This is a genomic window from Microcystis sp. M20BS1, from assembly GCF_020245305.1.
Lineage (GTDB): Bacteria > Cyanobacteriota > Cyanobacteriia > Cyanobacteriales > Microcystaceae > Microcystis > Microcystis ichthyoblabe_A.
On sequence record NZ_JADBUZ010000087.1, the window covers coordinates 17009 to 39027 of the forward strand.

General features: G+C 41.9%; 21 protein-coding genes. 10 read left to right on the plus strand and 11 right to left on the minus strand.

The window, feature by feature from the left end; translation table 11 throughout:
• Positions 1-182 precede the first annotated feature (182 nt).
• Entirely contained in the window at positions 183-584 is a 402-nt protein-coding gene (locus tag IM507_RS08895) for a sll0565 family protein (RefSeq protein WP_002735395.1), read from the minus strand.
• Positions 585-656: 72 nt separating this feature from the next.
• On the opposite strand from IM507_RS08895, the gene IM507_RS08900 reads away from it, so the two are divergent.
• Positions 657-938: a DUF6439 family protein gene (locus tag IM507_RS08900; protein ID WP_002735085.1), complete on the plus strand. Its 282-nt coding sequence runs from the start codon at positions 657-659 to the stop codon at positions 936-938.
• Here the strand turns inward: IM507_RS08900 and IM507_RS08905 are convergent.
• From IM507_RS08905 to menA, 4 genes are all read right to left on the minus strand, one after another.
• Positions 935-1336 carry an ATP-binding protein gene (locus IM507_RS08905; protein WP_002735716.1) on the minus strand — a complete coding sequence of 134 codons (402 nt, stop codon included), beginning with the start codon at positions 1334-1336 and terminating at the stop codon, positions 935-937. The two genes, IM507_RS08900 and IM507_RS08905, sit on opposite strands and share 4 nt — an antisense overlap.
• A gap of 344 nt (positions 1337-1680) precedes the next feature.
• Complete coding sequence (gene rlmD / locus IM507_RS08910) at positions 1681-3045, minus strand: 23S rRNA (uracil(1939)-C(5))-methyltransferase RlmD (protein ID WP_123230556.1); 1365 nt, start codon at positions 3043-3045, stop codon at positions 1681-1683.
• Between the two features lie 82 nt (positions 3046-3127).
• Positions 3128-4822, minus strand: coding sequence for a helicase HerA domain-containing protein (locus IM507_RS08915; RefSeq protein WP_002737662.1), 1695 nt, complete (start codon positions 4820-4822; stop codon positions 3128-3130).
• A 179-nt stretch (positions 4823-5001) separates the two neighbouring features.
• On the minus strand, positions 5002-5910 hold the full coding sequence (menA, locus tag IM507_RS08920) for a 2-carboxy-1,4-naphthoquinone phytyltransferase (RefSeq protein ID WP_002736788.1): 909 nt from the start codon (positions 5908-5910) through the stop codon (positions 5002-5004).
• A 229-nt stretch (positions 5911-6139) separates the two neighbouring features.
• Between menA and IM507_RS08925 the strand changes: the two genes are divergently transcribed.
• The gene (locus tag IM507_RS08925; RefSeq protein WP_002760270.1) at positions 6140-6433 is read left to right on the plus strand and encodes a hypothetical protein; all 294 of its coding nucleotides are present in this window, start codon (positions 6140-6142) and stop codon (positions 6431-6433) included.
• On the opposite strand, the gene hrcA is transcribed toward IM507_RS08925, so the two are convergent.
• The gene (gene hrcA, locus IM507_RS08930) at positions 6420-7496 is read right to left on the minus strand and encodes a heat-inducible transcriptional repressor HrcA (protein WP_002738212.1); all 1077 of its coding nucleotides are present in this window, start codon (positions 7494-7496) and stop codon (positions 6420-6422) included. The genes IM507_RS08925 and hrcA overlap by 14 nt on opposite strands.
• A 157-nt stretch (positions 7497-7653) precedes the next feature.
• On the minus strand, positions 7654-7992 hold the full coding sequence (locus IM507_RS08935) for a rhodanese-like domain-containing protein (RefSeq protein ID WP_002738038.1): 339 nt from the start codon (positions 7990-7992) through the stop codon (positions 7654-7656).
• Positions 7993-8339: 347 nt separating this feature from the next.
• On the opposite strand from IM507_RS08935, the gene sbcC reads away from it, so the two are divergent.
• The 3 genes from sbcC to recJ all read left to right on the plus strand — a co-directional run bounded on the left by sbcC (position 8340) and on the right by recJ (position 14203).
• Entirely contained in the window at positions 8340-11363 is a 3024-nt protein-coding gene (gene sbcC / locus IM507_RS08940; protein WP_002737456.1) for an exonuclease subunit SbcC, read from the plus strand.
• Positions 11364-11382: 19 nt separating this feature from the next.
• Positions 11383-11637, plus strand: coding sequence for a MoaD/ThiS family protein (locus tag IM507_RS08945; RefSeq protein ID WP_002737297.1), 255 nt, complete (start codon positions 11383-11385; stop codon positions 11635-11637).
• Positions 11638-11920: 283 nt separating this feature from the next.
• Complete coding sequence (gene recJ, locus IM507_RS08950; protein WP_190537700.1) at positions 11921-14203, plus strand: single-stranded-DNA-specific exonuclease RecJ; 2283 nt, start codon at positions 11921-11923, stop codon at positions 14201-14203.
• Positions 14204-14247: 44 nt separating this feature from the next.
• On the opposite strand, the gene IM507_RS08955 is transcribed toward recJ, so the two are convergent.
• Positions 14248-15195, minus strand: coding sequence for a fused MFS/spermidine synthase (locus tag IM507_RS08955; protein WP_002736180.1), 948 nt, complete (start codon positions 15193-15195; stop codon positions 14248-14250).
• Positions 15196-15545: 350 nt separating this feature from the next.
• Between IM507_RS08955 and accA the strand changes: the two genes are divergently transcribed.
• From accA to IM507_RS08970, 3 genes are all read left to right on the plus strand, one after another.
• Positions 15546-16535 carry an acetyl-CoA carboxylase carboxyl transferase subunit alpha gene (gene accA, locus IM507_RS08960; RefSeq protein WP_002737858.1) on the plus strand — a complete coding sequence of 330 codons (990 nt, stop codon included), beginning with the start codon at positions 15546-15548 and terminating at the stop codon, positions 16533-16535.
• Positions 16536-16665: 130 nt separating this feature from the next.
• Positions 16666-16956 (plus strand): nucleotidyltransferase family protein, encoded by a 291-nt coding sequence (locus IM507_RS08965; protein ID WP_002736589.1) that lies wholly within the window; start codon positions 16666-16668, stop codon positions 16954-16956.
• Entirely contained in the window at positions 16946-17332 is a 387-nt protein-coding gene (locus IM507_RS08970; RefSeq protein ID WP_002735935.1) for a HepT-like ribonuclease domain-containing protein, read from the plus strand. Before IM507_RS08965 ends, IM507_RS08970 begins: the two co-directional genes overlap by 11 nt.
• Positions 17333-17511: 179 nt before the next feature.
• On the opposite strand, the gene IM507_RS08975 is transcribed toward IM507_RS08970, so the two are convergent.
• The 3 genes from IM507_RS08975 to rplU all read right to left on the minus strand — a co-directional run bounded on the left by IM507_RS08975 (position 17512) and on the right by rplU (position 19285).
• On the minus strand, positions 17512-18444 hold the full coding sequence (locus tag IM507_RS08975; RefSeq protein WP_002735649.1) for a phytanoyl-CoA dioxygenase family protein: 933 nt from the start codon (positions 18442-18444) through the stop codon (positions 17512-17514).
• 147 nt (positions 18445-18591) lie between these two features.
• Positions 18592-18861 (minus strand): 50S ribosomal protein L27, encoded by a 270-nt coding sequence (rpmA, locus tag IM507_RS08980; RefSeq protein ID WP_002738127.1) that lies wholly within the window; start codon positions 18859-18861, stop codon positions 18592-18594.
• A 34-nt stretch (positions 18862-18895) separates the two neighbouring features.
• A complete protein-coding gene (gene rplU / locus IM507_RS08985; RefSeq protein ID WP_002750362.1) occupies positions 18896-19285 on the minus strand; it encodes a 50S ribosomal protein L21 in 390 nt (129 codons plus the stop codon).
• A gap of 195 nt (positions 19286-19480) precedes the next feature.
• Between rplU and murQ the strand changes: the two genes are divergently transcribed.
• Positions 19481-20401, plus strand: a complete 921-nt coding sequence (gene murQ, locus IM507_RS08990; RefSeq protein ID WP_002736540.1) for an N-acetylmuramic acid 6-phosphate etherase — start codon at positions 19481-19483, stop codon at positions 20399-20401.
• A 27-nt stretch (positions 20402-20428) separates the two neighbouring features.
• Positions 20429-21919, plus strand: a complete 1491-nt coding sequence (locus IM507_RS08995) for a site-2 protease family protein (protein WP_002735685.1) — start codon at positions 20429-20431, stop codon at positions 21917-21919.
• Positions 21920-22019: the final 100 nt, after the last annotated feature.

Sequence of the window (22019 nt, forward strand, 5' to 3'; positions counted from 1 at the left end):
TGTGTGATAAGTTTAACTTACTATATGATCGATCGATCTTTGTGTCCTTTGTGTCTTTGTGGTTCGTTCCACCCCCTCGCTAGGAGGAATGTATCTTAGAATACATTTTACCCACCAAATCCAAGAGAACCCCTTCTCTCCTCCCCAGTGCAGTCTTAACAAGTAATTTAGATACCAGTTCATCACCCACTGCAGGATCGCAGAATCCAACCCAGTAAGACTCCAATACCACCAAAGCGGACAATTTGCCAAAAAACTTCCCCCAGCAGTCCGCGACGGATTCCTTCCCAGAATAGGCGCTTTAATTCCCCTTCTTTAAGTAAATTGCTTTCTAAAATTACCTCTAATTCTTGAATCTGTTCGCGAATTTGTACTAATTCCTTTTCTAGTTCAGGTAGGGGATTTTCGCGCCATTGGGGTTCTATTTGGCTAAATTGTGCTTCTAGGTCTTTTTTTTGCTGTTCTGCTTCATTGATCTGTCGATAACGGTCTTTTAGTGATGCGATCGCCGCTTCGACTTCTTCAATCGCTTCGGTAAATTCTGCCGATTCATCGTTAGGGTAGGGGTTTTCTTCTAAGGACATGGACTCGATCCGATTGCCTGCGTCTAAACTATAGTTATAGACGATTTTACGGTTTTACGAAACCTTTTGATTATGATTCCATCCCCTGTCTCTTCCTCCTCTCAGACTGTTGATGATCTATCTACCCTGGAATTGGCGCGGATTTTGGCGGAACGTTTGGCGATCGCACCAATTGACTGGCATCGTCTGAAGGCCAATCGTAATGCTCGGGCTGCTGAACAATTGGGGACGGCTTTGGTGTTTTTATTAGATAATCAGCCAGAAGAAGCACTTCCTCGGCTACAACAGGCTACAGGCTGGCTTGATCGCTCGATTTCTGCTCCTCCCTGTCCTTCTCACGGTCATGGTCATTAATTCAACCAGCGTTCCTGTTTAATTTGTTTAGAAAGTTTCAGTTGGGTTCCTGTTTGATTCCAGTGAACTTGGTCGAAGATTTGATATAACATACACAGTCCTCGGCCATTTTCCGCTTCTTCAGGGGGAAAATTGGGGCAATCGCAACTACAGCCATGATGGTGACAACCTGGCGTAAATCCACCACCTTCGTCGGTAATTACCCAAGAATACTCGTCTTTACTGCTAGAAAATTGAACAACGACGGTTTTGCTGGGATCGAGATGATTACCGTGTTTAGCGGCATTAACTAAAGCTTCTTGCAATCCTAATCTAATTTCTGGTTCTAATTCTTCGGGAATACTAGCGGTCAATAAATCTAAAATCGGACAAAGATACAAGGTGGAAGCGAAACTCATGGTGTTCCAGCTTCGTTTGCTTGTTGGCAGTGAAATAGCAATCACGCGCTTTACCTCTAGCTTTTATTCAATGACTGTTCTCTTACAGAAAGATCAAGGTCTCTTAACCGTCGATCTAGATGATTGCCATACCTAATAAGTCATATTTTGTCCCTTTTCTGTCTCTGAGATGGATTAGATATTTTTATGATTGATCTACAAACCAATCGAAAATCAAGGCAACTTTGAGCGGGTGATTAATTAAAAAAGCGGCTGATTGGAACGGTTCCTAATATGCTATTATCCTTAACCGTTGACTTTTCAGCTATAAACGGCTAAAGGGTCAGGTTTTCCCCCTTGTTTCATCATACCATATTTGTGTTTTTTTGTCTAAGAAAAGCAGCGCATTCGACGTGGGGAGTTTGAGGAAAGAAATCGGCGGTTTGCACTTCTAGCAGTTGATAATCGCCTGTTTGACAGAGATATTGCAAGTCTCTGGCTAAAGTTGCACTTTGACAACTTATATAAACAATGCGTTGACTTTGCAGCTGTAACAAACTATCAAGGACAGAGCGATCGCAACCTTTGCGGGGCGGATCGAGTAGAATAATGTCGGGTTTAACTGTCAGTTGCGGTAAAGTTTTTTCTACTGCCCCTAAAATAAAGGTTGTGTTGGTAATATTATTTAATTGGGCGTTAATCTTGGCTCGATCGAGGGAAAAGCTATAGGATTCTAGTCCAATCACCTCTTTAACCCGTTTAGCGAGGGGTAAAGTAAAAGTACCGATACCACAGTAAGCATCAATAAGAATTTCTTCACCTTTAAGCTCTAATTTCTGGCAAATAAGCGCCAATAAAGCTTCAGCAGCCTCTGTATTAATCTGAAAAAAGGTATCGGCAGCCAATTGATAGGTTAATCCGGCGAACTTTTCGTTAATATAGTCCCTTCCGGCGATAGTTGTGGTCTGAGTGCCAAAAATAGCATTACCTCGATCGGGGTTATAATTCAGGGTTACACCGACTAAATTGCCGTATTTTGCCAGCCATTGCCGCGCTTGGGTCTCAATTCCCTGTAAATTATTATCGGTACTAATCAGGGTTAATAAAATTTCTCCCGTGTGGCGGCCAATTCTTAGGGATAAATGGCGTAATTGTCCTTGATGGGTCTTTTCATCGTAAATTGACCAGCCTTGCTCCTGAATATCCTGTTTTATCTCTGCTAGAAACGGATTTAAAGCCTGATCTTGAATTGGACATTGATTGAGATTAATCAGATGATGGCTGCCGCGACGATAATAACCCGCTTGCACATTGCCGGTGGAGGAAAATCCGAGAGGATAGGTAGCTTTATTGCGATAAGCGAGGGGAGAAGTACCGGTGAGGGGAGGATAAACCAAAGGATCGGTAAAACCGCCAATTCTGGTTAATACCTCTTGTACTTGCTCTTTTTTGACCTGCAGCTGAAATTGATCCTCGATGTGTTGCCATTGACAGCCACCACATTTATCGGCAACGATGCAGCGAGGCCGGATACGATGGGGAGATGCTTGTAGAATAGTTTGTAGTTTGCCGATCGCATGACTTTTTTTGATATAGGTGATGCGAGTTTGAATGCGATCGCCAATAACCGTATCTGGCACAAAAATCACCTGTCCTCGGTATTTTCCCACACCTTCGCCCGTATGGTTGAGGTCGGTAATCTCGATCTCGATTAAATCACCTTGTTGCATAGTTAGGGAAACCAGTTTTCATCCAGGGTTTCTTCTCAGTAAAAATAACCCAACTCTATTCTACAATCAAAAGTTAATTTTTCTAAAATCCTAGATCGGCTTTGGCAATTTTGGCCGCCGCTAAAACTTCCTCATCGGGTAATTCTCGCCAGTCGGTCGCACCTATTTCAGTATAGAATTTTTGATCGTAGGCGCGAGTACGAATTACTACCGGCATAGGGACCGCATGACCTAAAACTAAAGCTTGTTGTTTTGAGTCTAATTTCGCTAAAACTGATCGCAAACTTCCCCCTCCAGAAACCCCAGTAAATATGGCTTCGATGTCCTTTTCATCGTTTAATAAACAGGTGATTCTCGTCCCTACCTGAGACATAACTTCGTTATCAATTCCTGAAGGTCTTTGATCGACAATTAAGAGAGTAACAAAGTATTTTCGCATCTCCCTGGCGATGGTTCCAAAGATAGTTTGATGTACCACAGCAGAATCAAGAAATCGATGAGCTTCTTCAATGGTAATCACTAACTGTTGTGGCCGATCAACGGGGTTTTTAGTTTGTAAAAAATATTCAGCTTTTTTAACATAATTAGCATGAATCCGACGGGTGATCATATTGGTGGCTAACATATAGGAAAGCATATTACTTTGGGAGCCAAATTCAATAACAACGTGCTTACCTGCATCTAAAGCTTGTAAAACCTGATCGATATAATTGTGGGGACAAGAACTTCTTAAATATTTCAAACTATCTAGACGCATTAATTTTCTCTGGAGGGACATAATTGATCCTGCATGGCCCTGTTTTTCTGTACAGAAGATTTTAATATCCTCGTTACTCATATTCAATAACTGAGTAATCCAAGATTCTCCATACTCGTTATAGAGAATATTGGCATTATCTAAACTAGCTTCCGAGATGCCTAATTCCCGACCGATTAAACGAATATCCTCGATTTCAATCTGATTATAACTTAAGAATAATTCCTGCGCCCCTCGTACTCCCCGGCGTTTGGTAGAATCGGGATCGAGGGTATAAATTTCTACCTGTCCGGGAAATAATTGACATAATCCTTTCACCGTAGAAACCTCCTTCCCTTCTTTCATCGCTTCCCAACCGTATTCCGAGTGCATATCAAACATGAGGTTAACCCCTGCTTGTTTGCGAATAATACCCGAAATTAGTAATCTGGTTAAAAAGGATTTTCCCGTCCCGGATTTGCCAAAAACGCCGTTACTACGTTCCACAAAGCGATCAAGATTAATACATATTGGCACGTCCATGTCAAGGGGTTGACCAATAGCAAAATTCTTTCTGGTGGGATCATCTTCCCAACCGAAAACCATGCGAAAATCCTGCTCACAAGCTTCATAAACTTGGCTAAAATGCGCGGGAATAGTTTTAACTGGCAGTAATTCTAAATCGGCGCTAGTTTGGGGTTGAAAAGAGCCTAAGGAAGTGTCGGAAACTGCCGGGGAATTACCTCCAGTCGGTGTAAACATAAGCATAGGCGATAGTTCAATAGTACCATAAGTACCGCTACCCGCTAAAACATCGCGCATAAAACTATCATCGGGATGGGGAGGATTCGCGATAATTCGGGGACTAGAGTTACCCAGGGAGACATCGGTGAGGAGACAGAAAAAACGCGAGCGAGTGCCTTGCACCACTAAAAATTTACCGACGCGCATATCTTCTACCGAAATATCCGGATAAAGACGGATTTCTAAACCTTCACTCAGGGAACCTTGAATAACCGATCCGAGGGGCTGTTCACTCATGCTAACCTTGATTTGTGGCGATGAATTATGAATTATGAATTATGAATGAGGAAGTGTTTTCAGTGATCAGTAAACAGTGATCACTGAACTTAAAACTCAAAACTAATAACTGATAACTGATAACTGATAACTGATAACTGATAACTGATAAAGGGGTTTAAGAAAAAAAATCGGGTTGATCAACGGGAAGCAAGGAAATAGCCAAGGGAGAAGAGAATGCCACTAAAAAAGTGAAGATTAACCGCTATAAACTTGCAGTTACTGACTAGCTGAGGTTGATCGTGATTTTGGTTAACGTGGTGGACTAATTGCCAAGCGAAAGGGAGACTAAGGAAGATTAAGAGGGTGAGAGGGGGATAAACCTGCAGCAGGACAAAAACTACCGTTAAAACGTAAACGAGAACCGTCACTACGGTTAAAACTCTAGAACCTTTTAAAGTACCTAAACGAGCAATAGGTGATTTTTTACCCGCTTTGAGATCATCGGCAACTTGATGGAAATGGGAACAAAAAAGGATGATAGAAGTGGTAATCCCGATAATAATTGAAGCCGCTAGACTAGAGACAGAAAAAGCACCCACTTGGGAATAGTAGGCAGCAGCAATCGCCAAGGGTCCAAAAGTAAAGAAACAGATAATTTCACCTAATCCTTGATAACCGAGACGGAAGGGAGGCCCTTGATAGGTATAGCCCAAAAAACAGCAGAGGGCGATTAATTCTAGGATAGTCCAATCACCTCGCCAATAACTAATAGCAAAAATACCAGCAATACCCACTAATAGAAAAAGATTACTGAGCCAGAAAATTAAAGATTTATTGCCAGTTAAATTAACGATCGAATGAGCTTTATTAACATCGATCCCAGTATCGGCATCAAAAACATCATTACTGAGATTTAACCAAGCGAGAATTAAAATAGCTGAGAGGATAAAAGTGGCAAAAATCGGCAGAGAAAATCCACCTGTTTCCTGATAAGCGATCGCTGTTCCCAGAATAATCGGTATAATCGCCACACTATACATTGGTGGTTTAAGGGCTGCTAACCAGAGTTTTTTGGGTGAGGGAGTGGTGATAGTATCGGTGGTCATAGCTGAATAATAATCAGGAAAACTCGATCGCTCTAGGGATAAAAAACGAGGGTTTAAGGTAGAATTATAGCTTTTTGTGCCTCCACTAGAAAGGCGGCATTTCCTATTTGTGGTGATCAACAGAAGTTATTAAAAATGGCAGGGGTGCAGGGGATGCGCCCAAAATTTAACATAGGGTGTTATTCTCTAGACGGTAAGCTGAAAATTCCTATAACTTTCCTAGCCACCGATGAGAGCGATCGCTAAAGATGATATTCTTTATATTCACCATGAGGATGTGCCAGTTTATAAAAAAGGCGGTTCGGTGGTGAGAAATAGTTATTTTTGGGCGCTAAAATCGATCGCCTGTGGAGCGCGTCGGGGACAGGATTGGGAGTTCGATGCGGAGGTGTGGGTGGCGCTGGTGCGGATGTTGCTCTGTTTTGCCAATTCTGGCTATTTGGGGGATGGTGAGACAATTTTAGAGTTTACTGTCGATTGTCCCATTCCCGAACCTTTGCGGGGGATATCTACTTACTTATAGCCTCGCTGAGATAGTTAGCGGTGGATTCCACTAGGGGAATAGTATTTTCGTATAACATTCGCGTCGGTCCGATAATGCCGACACTACCGACGGGAGTATCTCCCTGTTTATAAAAAGCGGAGATAAGAGTACAAGGGCGCATGGATTCCAGAGGATTTTCGGAACCAATGGTGATTTTGACTTTTTTAGCTGATTTTTCTAGTTCTGGTCTTTGTAAAATCAGGGGTAAAAGGCGATCCTGTTCTGCTTCCAATAGATGCAGTAACATTTGTACTTGTTGCCATTGGGCGAATTCTGGCTGTCGAATGACTTCAGCGACACCATGGACGATAATCTCTGGGATGGCAGTGGATTGGAGACTAGCGCTGATTTCTTGGCTTAATTGTTGGAGAAAATGAGTATAACGGGTAAATTCTCGCTCGATTTGCTGCCAATCGAGGTTAATTAAATCTGCCAAGCAATAACCTTTTAATTTTTCCCCGAGAAAATTAGAGAGGATTTGTAATTCTTCTGCTAATCCATCCTCCTTGTCCGTTGCCATAGACTCAGGAATCTCTATCATAACCGAGCGTGTTTGTAAACTATCTGTAACAATAATTAACATGATCTGCCGGTTCGAGACAGGGATTAATTGCAGATGACGCAGGGTATTAGTGAGGGTGTGGGGAAGGGTAACGATAGCGATATAACCGCTTAAACCGGCTAAAAATTGGGTGGCCCGTTGCAGCAGACTTTCGAGACTCCAAGCGGGAGATTTAGCGTTTTGATGCAGATAATAGCCGATTTTTTCGCCGATACGGTCATCGGGAGTCATTAACTCATCGACGTAGAGACGATAACCCCAATCGGAGGGAATGCGTCCGGAGGAAGTGTGGGGTTGATAGAGTAAACCTTCTTTTTCTAGTTTACCGAGAGCATTGCGAATCGTGGCGGAACTAACAGTAAATTTGTACTCCTCTAGCAGAGTTTTCGAGCCAACCGGTTCGGCTGTGGCGATATAATGTTGGATTGTCGCCTTTAAGATATGTTGATAGCGATCGCTGAGATGGGTTCTAGCGGACATAGGGGGATAATCTTAACAAAAGATTTATAACATTTTTCTAGACAGTATAACGCTTATTCAGTTATCAGTTATCAGTTATCAGTAGTCATTAGTCAGTCCTCCGTGGGGAGAAAGGGGATAGTTTACCCCTCTCTTTTCCCGATGGGGGCTATAAAAATTAGTAACGGGGAATATTAGGATCGACGAGGAGGGAATAAGCATCGATGCCACCGTTAATATTCTTAACATTAGTAAAACCCTGACTTTGTAGCCATTGGCACATTTGCAGGGATCTCATGCCATGGTGACAGATAACGAGGGTTTCCGCTTGGGGGTTGAATTGGGTGGCAATAGTGGGCGACCATTCTTGGTATTGACTCAAGGGTAAAATGGTAAAACTGGCTACAAATGCGATCGCAACTTCCTCCGGTTCGCGCACATCAATAAGTTGTAAATTAGGATCATGATCGGCTAAACGGAGAGCGAGTTCATGGACGCTAATTTCGGGAATGCTCATAGATTTGGTCTTAAGAATCGGTTATCTTTCCTTTAGAGTAGCAAATCGAGGGACCCTGAGCGTTTATCTGTGAACAGTGCCTAGGTTGTGATAATGGTGAGGAGAATTCTGAGGAACAGAAAAAAGCGCATTTGCCCCCGGCTGGATTTCAGTTAAGCTTTGATTAGAGGTTATTGTAGGAGAGAGTTATTGATACCGAATAGATTCACCCAGATGTATTGCGCTGAAGCTATCTTGTCCTCGGTTTTTTGTCCTCTGATTAATTTCTAATCTGTACTGCATTCTCCCCTCTCCTTTCTCCCCATCTCCCCACTTCCCCACTTCCCCACTTCCCCACTTCCCAGCTTATGATTCCCCTACAATTAACCCTAAAAAATTTTCTCAGTTATCGCGAGGCAGTGCTAGATTTTCGCGGATTACATACTGCCTGTATTTGTGGTGCCAATGGTGCGGGAAAATCCTCTTTACTCGAAGCAATTACTTGGGTAATTTGGGGGGAAAGTCGCGTCTCGATTGCTGATGATGTGATTCATGCGGGCAGCGATTATGCGCGGGTAGATTTCGAGTTTAGTTATGGGGGAGAAATCTATAAAATTATCCGTAGTCGTCACCGGGGGGGAAAAGCTTCTAGTTTAGATTTTCAGGTGATTAATGATCAAAGTTTTCGTCCTTTATCGGGTAAAAGTATTAAAGATACCCAAGCACAGATTAATACTTATCTAAAAATAGACCATAAAACTTTCATTAATTCTGCTTATTTACGACAGGGACAAGCGGACGAGTTTATGAAACAGCCTCCTAGTGGTCGTAAACAGATTTTAGCAGAATTATTACAACTCGATCGCTATGAAATTTTAGCGAATAAAGCCAAGGATATATCGAAACAATTTGATGGACAATCCCTCCAGATCGAGCAGCAAGTAGAAACTATCAAACTCCGTCTTCAGGAGAAAAATTCTTATCAGGAACACCTGCAAGAGTTAAGCACCCAAATTAACCAAATTAATCAAGAACAAGAGGTAAATAATCGGCGTTTACAGCAACTACAGGGGGAAGAAAATCAGCGTCAGAATTGGGAAAAACAGCTGCAGTGGCAACGAGAACAGGAGCGAGCTTTATTAGCAGAAATCGAGAGATTAGACCGGGAAAAAGTTAGTCTAGACAATCAATTAAATCAAATAAGGACTATTCTTCATCGCAAAAATGACATTATTACTGCACACGAGCGCCTAATCAATTTAGACCAGAAAGAGGCAAGTTTGTCAAGTCAATTGCAAGCTTGGCAACAGGCCCAGTATGATAAACAACAATTAGAACAGAAATTACAGCAAAAAATTAACGAATTTACTCTTCCCATCCAACAAACGAGCGCTCGTTTAGAAGAATTGCGAAGACAGGAACAAGAAACTCAAAAAATTATCGAGCAAGCGGGGGATATTCAAGCAGGATTAGAGAAATTAAATTATCATCGTCAACGTCTTCAGGAATTGGATAGATTAGCTTTAAAATATGCTCCTTTAAATAGCCGAAAAGCTGATCTAAATATGCAGTTGGAACGGGAAAAAGCCAGGATTAATGCTCGTCGGGAACAACTGCAAAGAAATCGGCAACAATTAGAGACAGAAATCGCTCGTATTCCGCTGCTAAGAGAGGAAGCTCTCAATTTAGCCAAGCGAATTAAGGAACTAGATAAAAAACAAACCTATTGTGAACGAGTGGAAGAAAAAGAAACGGTTAAACAAGTGGATAAAAAAAGTTTATTGGAGCAACAGAAAAGATATGAAGAACAACTTTTAGAGTTAACTGATAAATTGGAAAAATTAAATATTCCTGATTCGGTTTGTCCTCTGTGTGAACAGAATTTAGACAGTCATCACCGTCATCAGGTAATCAGAAAAACCCATCAACATCAAGAACAAATTCAAGAGCAAATTTGGTCCCTACAGGAACAGATGGCAGACTGCGATCGAGATTTAAAACGTTTACGCGAGGAATTAGCCCAAATTAAACAAGAATTGCCAGTAAGATCGAATCTACAACAAAAATATGTGCAGTTGGAAGTCAAGTTAGAAACTATTGAAGAAAAGGAAATAGAACTAGAGAAAACCGAGGAGATACTTGTGGAGTTAGAAGCACTTTTACGCAGTGGCAATTATGCCCTAGAATTACAGCAAGAATTGCAAATTGTCAATCAAGAAATCGCCTTATTAAATTATGATGAACAAAGTCATGCTTTAGTCAGAGGAGAAGAAAAAAGATGGCGTTGGGCAGAAATTCAAGAATCAGAACTTAAGCAAGCAAACCGTCGTTTAGCTAATATCAAGGCTGAGAAACCTAATTTAATTAACCAATTAGCTAGACTAGAACAAGAGAAGCAAGAACTAGGTCAAAATTCCCCACTTAAACAGGAAATTGAACGCTTAGAAAAGCTTATTCAAAACTTAAATTATGATCGCAGTGAACATCAGAATATTCAAAATCTGATCCGACAATTACAGGGGGTAAGATTACAGTATCAAGACTGGCAACAAGCGGAAAAAATTTATCCAGAAATAGCCGCTAAAATCGCTGACATTGAGCAAAGATTACAGCTGCGAAATGAGGATCACCAAAAGATAAATCAGGAGTTAGCAAATATTATTCAAAAGATTGGTACTTTGACCGACTATCGCCAAGAAATAGCCGCATTATCGACTAATATTCAACAGCGGAGACAGATAATTGATGGATTGCTCTCCCAAAAAGGTCGGGTTGAGGAGAAGTTACATCAACTGGAAACTTTAGGTAAACAACTGACAGAAAAAGAGAGCGATTTAGCTAAAGTTAAAAAACAATATAGAGTTCATAAAGAGTTAGCCCTAGCTTTCGGCAAAAATGGTTTACAAACTCTGATGATTGAGAATGTTTTACCAGAGTTAGAAGCACAAACTAATCATATCTTAGCTCGCTTAACTGGTAATCAATTTCATGTGCAGTTTTTAACCCAAAAAAGCGGTAAAGGTACGAAGAAACAGCGAGAAAAGTTAATCGATACTTTAGACATTATTATTGGTGATACCCGGGGATCCCGTCCCTACGAAACCTATTCAGGAGGGGAAGCTTTTCGGATTAATTTCTCGATTCGATTAGCTTTAGCGAGATTATTGGCACAAAGAGCCGGAACAGCTCTACAAATGCTCATTGTTGACGAAGGATTCGGAACTCAGGATGCGGAAGGATGCGATCGCTTAATTGCGGCAATTAACGCTATATCCGCCGATTTTGCCTGTATTTTGACTGTAACTCATATGCCCCAATTTAAAGAAGCTTTTCAACATCGCATCGAAGTCCGCAAAACCGAACAGGGTTCCCAATTGATGTTATTATCCTAGGAAAAATATTGATGTAAATATGGAAAAAATTACGGTAACAGTAAAACTATTTGCTATTTATCAAGAAGTCTATCAAACTTCACAATTAAACCTCGAATTTCCTGCCCACACTTCCCTTACAGAAGTGTTAAACTATATTATAGCCCCCTATCCTCAATTAGAAAGATGGCGCGATGTTACTCGTTTTGGAGTTAATCTTCAGTTTGTTTCGGGAGAGAAAGTCCTCGAAAATGGCGATGAGATAGTTCTAATTCCCCCCGTTAGTGGTGGCTAAATGGGGTTTGCTGAAAAAGTACGGGCGAAGCATTCGGATAGAAAATCTACGGTTTCACCGATAGGTTATTGTCCGAATGCTTCGCCCCTACAGGACGCGGGCTGATGAAGACGCAAGGTTTTGAAGCACGATTCTCTCAAAATCTTGCACCTGTTTCGCGAGAAAAGCCACAAAACCCTTACCTTGCCTACATTTCACATTTGTTCAGCAAGCCCTAAATGGAGATAGGGAAAATCACAAAAACTGCCACCTTTTTCCCTTTTTACTTTTTCCTTGATATCCCGTGTCTAACTGGCAAATTCCCCCATCGGTAACTCTTCCCCAAGAGTTTTTAAAAATAGTCCAAGACTACACCCCAGAGTCGGATGGCAGCGTCGTGGCACAAATATTATGGCATCGCGGTGTCCGGGATGGGGCGACTCTGCGGACGTTTCTGGATGAGAAAGCTTATCAGTCAAAAACTCCCTTTGATTTTGGGCAAGAAATGAACTTTGCCGTCAAAAGACTGGAAAAAGCCCTAAATAAAGGCGAAAAAGTGACTATTTGGGGTGATTTCGATGCCGATGGTGTCACCGCTACCAGTGTCCTCTGGGAAGGATTGGGGCAGTTTTTTCCACCCTATCAACAGTTAGATTATTACATACCCGATCGCCAAAAAGAATCCCACGGCCTCAATTGTCCAGGTATCGAGAAACTAGCGCATCAAGGAACCAGTTTAATCGTCACCTGTGACACGGGAAGCACGAATATCGCTGAAATTGACTATGCAAACGGTTTAGGCATCGATATTATCATCACCGATCATCATACCCTACCCGACGAGCGCCCCGAGGTGATTGCCCTGATTAATCCCCGCTACTTTGTTGAAACCCATCCTTTCTATCATCTTTCTGGGGTTGCTGTTGCTTATAAATTAGTGGAAGCGATGTATTTAACCCTAGCAGATATTCCCAGAAAACCCCTAGAAAATTTACTTGATTTAGTTGCGATTGGTTTAATTGCCGATTTAGTCAAATTGACGGGAGAATGTCGTTATTTAGCCCAAAAAGGTATGCAAAAGCTCCAAAATACTCAGCGTTTAGGAGTTAAAAAATTACTCGATTTATGTAACAAAACCGGAGATAGACCGATGGATATATCCTTCGGTATTGGACCGCGAATTAATGCCGTCAGTCGCATTTATGGCGATGCTAGATTTTGTGTGGAATTACTCACCAGTGAAGATGAAAAGCGTTGTCAAGAATTAGCTGAACAAGCGGAATTAGCCAATATTCGTCGCCAAGAAATCCAACGGGATATTATTAAACAAGTTCAGAAAAAACTAGAGAGAATTGATCTTTCCACCACTAATGTAATTATTTTAGATGATCCCCAATGGCTGGCGGGAATTTTAGGATTAGTTGCGGGACAAATTGCCCAAGAATACCAGCGACCAACAATTTTATTAAGTACCAGTGAACCACCTTTTGCTAAGGGTTCCGCTCGGTCAATTCGCGAGATCGATCTCTATCAATTAGTATCCTCTCAATCCCATCTTTTACATCGTTTTGGTGGTCATCCTTTGGCCGCTGGTTTAAGTTTAACCATAGAAAATTTACCCCTATTTATTGAGGGAATTAATCAACAGTTGCGACGCACAGGAATTGATTTAACTTCCCTTTCTTCTCAGATAGAAGTGGATGCAGTGGTGACGGTTTCCCAATTGGGAAAAAGTCTATTTCGAGAATTAAAATTACTGGAACCCTGCGGGATGGGTAATCCGACACCGAAGCTATTAATTCAAAATTGTTATTTTCACAATCTTTGGCATAAAAATCTTGAGGATTTCAAAGGCAAAAAAATCGCTTATCCCCGGACAACTTTTGATCTCTGGGATAGTTCAATCGAGCAGGGATTCCCCGGTATGTGGTGGGGTCATCAGAGAGACGAAATTGCTGCCGATACCCATTATGATGCCGTAGTTGAATTAGATTTTAATACCTCCAAAAATCGCTATGAAGTGCGATTAATTGCTCTGCAACCCTATCAACAAGAATTCCTAAGCTATGGCAATAAAAAAGATTTTTTAATCGACAATCGTAATCGAGAAATTAATCAAGAAGTTAACCAATTAAATCCCCTTTTTCTCCGGGAATGTCCCCGGGATTGGACAAAACTTTCTAGGGAATATCAACAGGCAATTTTACGCGATAAAAAGTTAGTTCTTGCCTATGCTAGTCCTTTAAAAAAATCCGCTCACACCAGATGGATAAACCTTGTGGGGATTGGGAAATATTTAGCTAGAACTAAAACCAGTATTTCCCGTCAACAATTACAAAACCGCTTAAACCTCAGTTATCATACCCTAGAATTAGGATTAGTTTCCCTAGCAGAAAATGGCTTTAAAGTCAAGAAAAATCAAGAAAATTTATCCTTTGAATTAGTCAATCATGAGGCAAAAATTAATAAGATTGAGCAATTTCTGGAAGCGGTGGCCTTAGAAAACTTTCTCCAGCAATACTTTGCTACTGTTCCTATAGAAATTCTGCAAACAATTCTTAATCATGAAGACTCGATCGATTTCTAATCATAACTCTTATTGACTGATAACTGATAACTGATAACTGATGATTACTGATTACTGATAACTCCTTGACCGAAGAATTTCGGAGGTTTTGCTAGGGTATAAACTTCCGTATTTTGTGCGATTGCTTGACGAATATAGAGAGGAGTTTGTAACATTCCTAGTAAAGTCATGCCATCAATTAAACGTAATCCTCCCGTAGTTGTATCGCTGATTAATTCATCCACCACATCGGGATCGGGACGAGTATTTAAAGGATGATTAGCACAGAGAGTAAAACCCCAAGGGGAACCATAACTAGGGGTGGGAGCGCAATAGGAATGAACGTAGGGAAAAACTGCTTTTAAAGTATTCACCAAACGCGCATGATACATCACCGAAGGAGGAGAAACTGGGCCAGATTGGACAACAACAATGCCATTTTCGGCCAAAACTCTTTGTAGTTTTTCAAAGTATTCTTTCGTGAATAGGGGGAAAGAAGGACCCTCTCCGATGGGATCAACCAGATCAGAAATAATAATATCCCATTGATCGTTAGTAGTGTCTAAAACTTCTAAAGCATCGGCCACAACTAACTCAAAACGAGGATCATCAAAAGTGCCTTGGTGCATTTCGGGAAGATGTTCCTTACAGGCTGCCACCACATCCCCATCGATATCGATCATCATCACTTTTTCGATTGTTTTCCAACGCAATAACTCCCGCGTTGTCGCACCTTCACCACCTCCCAGAATTAAAGCAGTTTTTGGTTCTTGGTGGGCAATCATTGCCGGTTGCACTAATGCTTCATGATAAATAAATTCATCCCCCGTACAAGATTGCCATTTCCCATCCAGTACCAAGGCTTTTCCATAGGCCCCCGACTCTACAATATACATCTCCTGAAAAGCGGTTTTTTTGTAGGCTAAAATCCGCGAAACCCCATGACTATAAATGTCCCAGGGGGTAATATATTCGTTAACCCATAGATCCGCTTTTAGTTCACTTCCTGCCATAACTAATCCTCCTTGGGGTGAAAAAGGCACGATCTATCATTATACAACAATTGACAAAATTCGATCGATAATCTGAAATTATCTCCGGGTAATCCCGAAGCTGCCGATAATCGATCGCTGAAAAACGTTAAGCTAGAAAAGATTAAGTAAGTAGTTATAATTAAATTGAAGATAGATTTTGCCTCTGATCCCCCCTGCCCCCCTTGATAAGGGGGGTGCCGATAGGCGGGGGGATCTCCCTTGATAAGGGGGGTGCCGATCCCCCCTTAATCCCCCATTGATAAGGGGGGTATTTGATAATTTTTAACGCCTACCTACTTAGCGAACAGTAAACTTCTAGCCACTAACCTATGACCAAAAACGAGACTACCGAGAAAAAGATTTTTCTCCTAGATTTTGAAAAACCCCTCTACGAATTAGAATCCCGCATCGAACAGATTAAAGAATTAGCCCAAGAAAATAGCGTAGATGTCTCGGAACAAATTAGTCAACTAGACGAACGAGCTAATCAATTACGTCGTGAAATTTTTAGCAATCTCACCCCTTCCCAACGGCTACAATTAGCCCGTCATCCCCGGCGCCCCAGCACCCTAGACTATATTCAGGCAATCACCGATGAATGGTTCGAGTTGCACGGGGATCGCGGTGGTTACGACGATCCCGCTCTTGTGGGTGGTGTTGCCCGTTTTAACGGTCGTCCCGTGGTGATTATCGGGCATCAAAAAGGCCGGGATACTAAGGATAATGTGGCTAGAAATTTCGGCATGGCTGCCCCCGGTGGTTATCGTAAAGCCATGCGTTTAATGGAACACGCTCATCAGTTTAATCAGCCAATTTTAACCTTTATTGACACCCCCGGCGCCTGGGCGGGGGTAGAAGCGGAAAAATTAGGTCAAGGAGAAGCGATCGCCTATAATCTTCGGGAGATGTTCCGTTTAGATGTGCCGATCATTTGTACTGTTATTGGCGAAGGTGGTTCCGGCGGTGCTTTGGGGATCGGTGTCGGCGATCGCCTATTAATGTTAGAGCATTCTGTCTATACCGTGGCGACTCCCGAAGCTTGTGCCGCCATTCTCTGGAAAGATGCCAAAAAATCCGATAAAGCAGCAGTTGCCCTCAAAATTACCTCAAAAGATTTAAAAGAGTTAAATATTATCGATCAGATCGTTCCTGAACCCTCCAGAGGGGCCCATGCTGATCCGATTAAAGCGGCAGCCAATTTAAAAGCCGCTATTAGTGAAAATTTAGAGACTTTATCTTTGTTGACACCCCAACAACGACGCGAATCTCGTTATCAAAAATTCCGCAATTTAGGCGTATTTTTAGAAGCTACCGCTTAATCAGTGAGCAGTGATCAGATGTGAGTTTTCAGTGATTAGTTTGTTTTGTAGATTTGGAAGATTTCAGCTTCAGTTTAAGGGTTGCACCGACAAAGCTATAATATTGATGGCAGGTTCAAAGACACACCAAATGAAACGGGACGAGGTGCTGGCAATTCTAGAGGCACACCGAGAACAGTTACAAAAACTAGGGGTGAAATCTTTGTCTTTATTTGGTTCAGTGGCCAGGGATGAAGCTGATGCCGATAGTGATGTAGATTTGTTAGTAGAATTCGATCGACAAGGTGGTTTTTTTCAACTTCTGCAAGTACAGTATTATTTAGAAGATATTCTGGGATGCTCTGTGGATTTAGGAACTCAGGATGCCTTAAGAGAACATTTACGGGAACCTGTGCTTGAGGATCTGATCAATGCCTTCTAGAGATTGGCGACTTCGCCTTCAAGACATTTTAGAATCTATCAGTGAAATTGAACAGCGAACAAAGGCAATGACGTTTGAGGAATTTGCCAAGAATCAAACAAATATCAAAGCGGTTCTCTATGATTTTATTATTATCGGAGAAGCAACTAGAAATGTACCGAAGGAAATTCAGTCTCGCTATCCTCTTATTCCTTGGCGTTTAATGGCAGGAATGAGAAATGTTGCAACTCACGAATATTTTCAAGTTAATTTAAGTAGAATTTGGGCAACAATTCGAGAAGATTTGCCGACCTTAGTACCACAAATACAAGAAGTATTGTCAAGGGAAAAAAAACAGAATAGTTGCGGGGCATTTGTCATATTTAGGGTTTGCTGAATGATGGTAAAACCCTTTGAAAATAAGACTTTTGACCTGTTAAAATCCGATGTTATACTAAATCTAGTTATTAAAGACGGATTATCTATTACCCCTATTGCCTCTCCTCATAAGTAGCCTATACTAAACGGATTTAGTATTAGTCCGATTATTTCCGAGTTATTAGTGGTACATTAATCTTACCAATTAAAAGGACCCAAAGCCCGATCGTTGTAATCGCCACCCTCGGCAATAAAATGAATTACCATCGATTTACGGGTTAGCAGGGTATTATTAATCTTCCCACCACCATGAATTAACATTCCGTGCCAGAGAAGAATCTCTCCTTTTTTAGCAGTAAATGATTGACAATCATAATTCTGAGCGCGCCGGTTAACATAATCTTGGTATTGGGGAATTTGAGCGGCAGTAATATTTTTAAGATTGACGGCGGGATAGTCTGGAAAAAATTCAGTTACTTTGATATTTTTATGAGATTTAGGATAAAAAATTAGCGGACCAGCATCGGCGGAAATATCTTCCAAGGCAATCCAAACACCGACTAAATGATTAGCAGGATGAACATAAAAAACTGCCATATCCTCGTGCAGCCCCTGCTCTGTACCGTGCAGGAAGTTGATGGAATATCTCGGTTCGCAGGATTTGCCGATAATTAAATTAACTAAATCTCTCAGATTTTGATTGTCAAAAATTGCTCGAGCAGCGGGGGAAATCTCATGAAAGGCATGGAGTCGCCAAATAGAATTAACTAAGGCTTTTCTTTGCTCCATATCTAGGGCTAAAACTTGCTCGTGACTTAAACTCGCCGGTAGATTTTCTGCTTGAATGCCTTCAATTCTTAATCCAGGGATAGCCGATTCTAGGAAAAATAAATCGGCTAATTCTGCTACTAAATTATTGATCGCAGTTGCGGGAATTAAATCTTTGACAATACAATAACCCAATTCTCGCCAATGGTCAAGGAGTTGATATTCTCGTTCGGAAATTCGCCGTTGTTGACGAGCTTTTTGCAGGGATTTTTCGGCTCGCGAGCGATCTAACCAGGGTAATTCGGCAGTAGAATTGAAAGACCAGGGCAAATTTTTTAAGATATCGGCAATTTTAAAAATCATGGTGAGTCCATCTTTTCCGAGCTACTTTCGGACTATTTTAATCTATGAGCGATCGATCTACCCTGTCAACAGATATAAATTATCTGAAAAAACCCCCTAGGATGAGTTAGGAGGTTACAGGGAAAAAATTAATCAGGGTTGATGGGATTAACTGGCGCTAACTTCAGCAGGATAAACGCTAACTTGACGGCGACTTTTATCCTTGTATTCAAATTTGACCACACCATCAATTAAAGCGAATAAAGTATCATCGCCACCACGACCAACATTTTTACCCGGGTGAACTTTAGTACCCCGTTGACGGATGAGAATACTTCCCGCTTTTACCACTTGACCACCGTAGCGCTTAACGCCTAGTCTCTGGGAACGAGAATCGCGTCCGTTGCGGGTACTACCCGTACCTTTCTTATGAGCCATAATTTCTCTCCAAATGCTTTTTTGATTGTAAAAGTTATTCTTCTTCGTCGCTACTATCTTCCACAACTTCAGCGACGGAGGTGGCAGCAGTGGCAGTTAGGGTTTTACCGTTATAATTGATTGAATCAATCATAAAACGGGTAATTTCTTGACGATGACCGCGTTTTTTACGGGTTTTCTTTTTCGGGCGCATTTTATAGACAATAACTTTTTTGCCCCGACGATGTTGCATGACAGTCCCTTCCACGCTGGCCCCTTCGATAAAGGGCTGACCGATGCTAATATCATCCTCATCATGGATTAATAGCACTTTGTCGATGGTATGGGTACTTTGTTCATCGACGTGAAGAAGTTCGATATCGTAATAGCGACCGGGTTCTACCCGAATCTGTTTGCCACCGGTCTCAATAATTGCGTAACTCATGAATTTTCTGCGCTCGTTTTGCCGTACAGGTAGCTGAAAAAAATTCCAGCTTTTGTGCTAATGTCTTCACCTGATCCGAGCAGGAATTGACACAATTTACTATCATCTAACATTCGGGGGGCAATTGTCAAGCTTTTTACCCACCGATTGGCTATATACTAAAAATAATCTTACAAAAAGCTCAATTAAACCGTTATGGAACAGTGGGAAAGCAGAGGACACCTGTTAACCGAACAAATTAACCCAAACAGCCTAAATTTAGACCAATTAAACCCGCTCGAATTGGTGGATCTCTTCAATCGCGAGGATGCCCAAACCCTAAAAGCGATCGCCATAGCCCGGCAAGAATTGGCCCTAGCAATCTCCCTGACCAGTCAAGCTCTGGCTAAGGGTGGTAGGCTCTTTTACATTGGGGCGGGAACCAGTGGCCGGCTGGGGGTTTTGGACGCGGCCGAATGTCCCCCCACCTTCTGCACTCCCCCGGAATTGGTACAGGGAATTATTGCCGGTGGAGCGGCAGCGCTGGTGCGTAGTTCCGAAGATTTGGAGGATAAAGCGGAAGATGGGGCGGCGATTATTGCCCAGCGAGAAATTCACGAATTAGACGTGGTAGTCGGGATTACCGCCGGGGGGACAACCCCCTACGTTCACGGGGCTTTACAGGCGGCAAAACAGCGAGGTGCGACGACGATTGCCATTAGTTGTGTCCCCGCCGAACAAGTGGAGATCGCCGTGGATGTGGATATCCGCTTATTGACCGGACCAGAACTTTTGGCTGGCTCCACCCGTCTGAAAGCGGGAACGGTGACGAAAATGGCTTTAAATATCCTTTCCACAGGGACAATGGTAATGTTAGGCAAGGTTTACGGCAACCAGATGGTCGATGTGGCTGTTACTAATCATAAACTCCATGACCGCGCCCTACGGATTATCTGCCACCTTAGCGATATTAGTCGTGAGGAAGCGGCAATTTTACTGGAAAAAAGTGGCCGCCGGGTTAAACTGGCTTTGTTAATGCAGAAAACGGGACTTTCGGCGGCGGCAGGACAAGAATTGTTACAAAAGCATCGAGGGCAATTACGGGCTGCCCTGCAAGCTTATAATCAAATTGATTGATAAAAACCTGTTAATTTTGACTTTCCTATGGTTAATATTTCTTCGGAAATTGCTGCGGTCGCTGTTATTTTCCTCGTCGCTGGTGCTATCTTGACTTGGAGTTTTTATCGAGCTAAACCCTACGGCCAACTGGGAATTTTACCTTGGTTACAGTCCTTGGTACTAATTGCTCCTTGGTTGATTTTTTTCGGGCTATTTGCGGCGGGAATTGCTCTCAATCTAGCGGTAATTCTCTTTTTACTGATTGCTTCCACAATTATCTATATTTATTTAGGCAACCGTTTACGCTTACTGAAAACCAATCAGATAATTGAACCGAAAGTTAACCCAGCAGTTAGCCAGTCCGTTACTCCCCTAGAAACCCCGGCAGCGGTGACAGTAATTGTGCCGGATGTGATGCCAATTTCCGAACAGGATATAAAAGTTATTCAGAGTATTTTTGGGATAGATACTTTTTTTGCCACCGAAACTATCTCTTTTCAGGAAGGGGCAATTTTTAAAGGCAATTTACGGGGAGAACCGGATATAGTTCACTCGCGCTTAACCCAGAAATTAAGTAATCATTTTGGTGATAAATATCGTTTATTTCTGGTGGAAGGAACCGAGGAAAAACCGGTGGTAATTATCCTTCCCAAAACTAATGATCCTAGTCCTGCAACTCTTGCTCAAAAAAATCTCTCTTTAGTTTTGTTAGTCGCTACCATTGTCACCAGCTTAGAAGCGGCGGGAATTTTATTAGGTTTTGATTTGTTTAGTAATTGGCAGAGATATCGAGAAGCAATTCCCCTCAGTTTGGGTTTATGGTCGGTATTAATTGCCCACGAAATTGGTCATCTAATTATCGCTAAACGCCATAATGTTCGTCTCAGTTTACCCTATTTTCTTCCCACTTGGCAGATTGGTTCTTTTGGGGCGATTACTCGTTTTGAATCTTTATTACCTAACCGCAGTGTCCTATTTGATATAGCTTTTGCTGGTCCTGCTTTGGGAGGTTTGGTTTCTTTAATCTTGTTAATTGTTGGACTGACTTTATCTAATTCTGCCAGCCTTTTTCAAATCCCTAGTACCTTTTTCCAAAGTTCAATTTTAGTGAGTTTTTTAGCGCGGATAGTTTTAGGTGACGAGTTACAAAATGCCGTTATCTCCGTGCATCCTTTAACTGTTATTGGTTGGTTAGGATTGGTGATTACTGCCCTTAATTTACTGCCCGCCGGACAGTTAGATGGTGGCAGAATTGTTCAGGCTATTTATGGTCGCAAAATTGCCCGCCGTACCACTGTGGCCACTTTGGTTATTTTGGGCATTATTTCCTTAGTTAATTCTAGCAATCCCATTCCTCTCTATTGGACAATTTTAGTCGCTTTTTTACAAAGAGAGTTAGAAAGACCTAGTTTAAATGAGTTAACCGAACCCGATGACACCCGCGCCGGTTGGGGTTTATTACTACTCTTTTTAATGTTAGCGACTCTGATTCCTTTAAGCCCTAGTTTAGCGGGACGGTTAGGCATCGGTGGCTAAATACTTCCCCGAAATTCTTGCCATTGATTGCCGTCAAAAAAAAGCTTGACAAAAACTCAAGTCTTGACTTATAATTTTCTTATAATGGGGGTGCAATCAT